The sequence below is a fragment of the Leminorella grimontii ATCC 33999 = DSM 5078 genome, from assembly GCF_000439085.1.
Lineage (GTDB): Bacteria > Pseudomonadota > Gammaproteobacteria > Enterobacterales > Enterobacteriaceae > Leminorella > Leminorella grimontii.
The window spans coordinates 1-1889 of the sequence record NZ_AUUA01000035.1; the positions used below are offsets into that span (position 1 = coordinate 1).

Here is a 1889-nt window from a genome sequence, read left to right on the forward strand (position 1 = left end):
CTCGGACCTGAAACCCCGCTCGGCCAGCCACAGAACAAGTACATGGAACTCGGCCCCCGCGACAAGGTCTCTCAGGCCTTCTGGCACGAATGGCGCGCCGGTCGCACCATCCCGACCCCGCGCGGCGACGTCGTTTACCTTGACCTGCGCCACCTGGGCGAGAAGAAGCTGCTCGAGCGCCTGCCGTTCATCTGCGAACTGGCCAAGGCCTACGTCGGCGTCGACCCGGTGAAAGAGCCTATCCCGGTACGTCCGACCGCGCACTACACCATGGGCGGCATCGAGACCAACCAGCAGTGTGAGACCCGTCTGACCGGCCTGTTCGCCGTCGGCGAATGTTCTTCCGTCGGCATGCACGGCGCCAACCGCCTGGGCTCCAACTCGCTGGCCGAGCTGGTGGTCTTTGGCCGCGTCGCCGGCGAGCACGCCCTTGAGCGCGCCAAGACCGCCAACGCCGCCAACGGCGCTGCCCTGGACGCACAGGCATCCGACATCGAAGCCCGCCTGCATGCCCTGCTCAAGCAGGAAGGCACCGAGAACTGGGCCGATATCCGCGACGAGATGGGCACCAGTATGGAAGAAGGCTGCGGTATCTACCGTACCGAAGAGCTGATGCAAAAGACCGTCGACAAGCTCACCGAGCTGAAAGACCGCTACAAGCGCGTTCGCATCACCGACCGCACCAGCGTCTTCAATACCGACCTGCTTTACACCATCGAGCTGGGCCACAGCCTTGACGTGGCCGAATGTATGGCTCACTCCGCCCTGCTGCGTCGCGAATCCCGCGGAGCGCACCAGCGTCTGGACGAAGGCTGCACCGAGCGTGACGACGTCAACTTCCTCAAGCACTCGCTGGCCTTCTACAACCCTGAAGGCGGCGCGCCGCGCATTGACTACAGCGACGTGAAGATTACCACCCTGCCGCCGGCCAAGCGCGTCTATGGCGCTGAAGCCGAAGCCCAGGCGAAAGAAGAAGCACTGAAGAAGGAGCAGGCGAATGTCTGAGATGAACACCCTCAAAGTAGAAGTCATGCGCTATAACCCCGAGCATGACGCCGAGCCGCGCTTCGAGGCCTACGATGTGCCTTACGATGCGTCCACCTCGCTGCTGGATGCGCTGGGCTACATCAAGGACCATCTGGCGCCCGACCTCTCCTACCGCTGGTCCTGCCGGATGGCTATCTGCGGCTCCTGCGGCATGATGGTCAACAAGGTGCCCAAGCTTGCCTGTAAAACCTTCCTGCGCGACTACCCGCAGGGCATGAAGGTCGAAGCGCTGGGCAACTTCCCCATCGAGCGCGACCTGGTGGTCGACATGACCCACTTCATTGAGAGCCTGGAGGCCATCAAGCCTTACATCATCAATGACGCGCTCAAGCCCGAGAACGGCCCGACCCTGCAGACCCCGGCGCAGATGGAGAAATACCATCAGTTCTCCGGCTGCATCAACTGCGGCCTGTGTTACGCCGCCTGCCCGCAGTTCGGTCTGAACCCCGAATTCATCGGGCCGGCCGTGATTACGCTGGGCCACCGCTACAACCTCGACACCCGCGACAAGGGCAAGAAGGCGCGGATGAAGCAGCTTAACGGCAAGAACGGCGTGTGGAGCTGTACTTTTGTGGGCTATTGCTCTGAAGTCTGTCCGAAGCACGTGGACCCGGCGTCGGCTATCCAACAGGGTAAGGCCGAGAGCGCCAAAGACTTTATGATTGCCATGCTGAAGCCCCAGTAAGGGAGTAGGAGACGATGATGATGACCAAACGTAAACCCTATGTCCGTGAGATGAAGGCTTCCTGGTGGAAGAACCTGGGGTTCTATAAGTTCTATATGTTCCGCGAACTCACTGCCGTTCCGGCGGTGTGGTTCAGCATTGTGGTGCTGATTGGGGT

3 protein-coding genes are annotated in these 1889 nt (G+C 61.4%); all 3 read left to right on the plus strand.

The window, feature by feature from the left end:
* A partial coding sequence (locus tag G544_RS0117915; RefSeq protein WP_027275857.1) for an FAD-binding protein occupies window positions 1–1005 on the plus strand: 1005 nt, incomplete at its 5' end.
* Window positions 998–1732 carry a succinate dehydrogenase/fumarate reductase iron-sulfur subunit gene (locus G544_RS0117920; protein ID WP_027275858.1) on the plus strand — a complete coding sequence of 245 codons (735 nt, stop codon included), beginning with the start codon at window positions 998–1000 and terminating at the stop codon, window positions 1730–1732. The genes G544_RS0117915 and G544_RS0117920, both read left to right, overlap by 8 nt.
* 17 nt (window positions 1733–1749) lie before the next feature.
* Window positions 1750–1889 (plus strand): fumarate reductase (locus G544_RS20980; RefSeq protein ID WP_036024542.1); only part of this gene is annotated, 140 nt, incomplete at its 3' end.

What these genes read in the sequence shown, in the direction of transcription:
- G544_RS0117920 (WP_027275858.1), top strand. Translation starts at nt 998, where the DNA reads ATGTCTGAGATGAACACCCTCAAAGTAGAAGTCATGCGCTATAACCCC.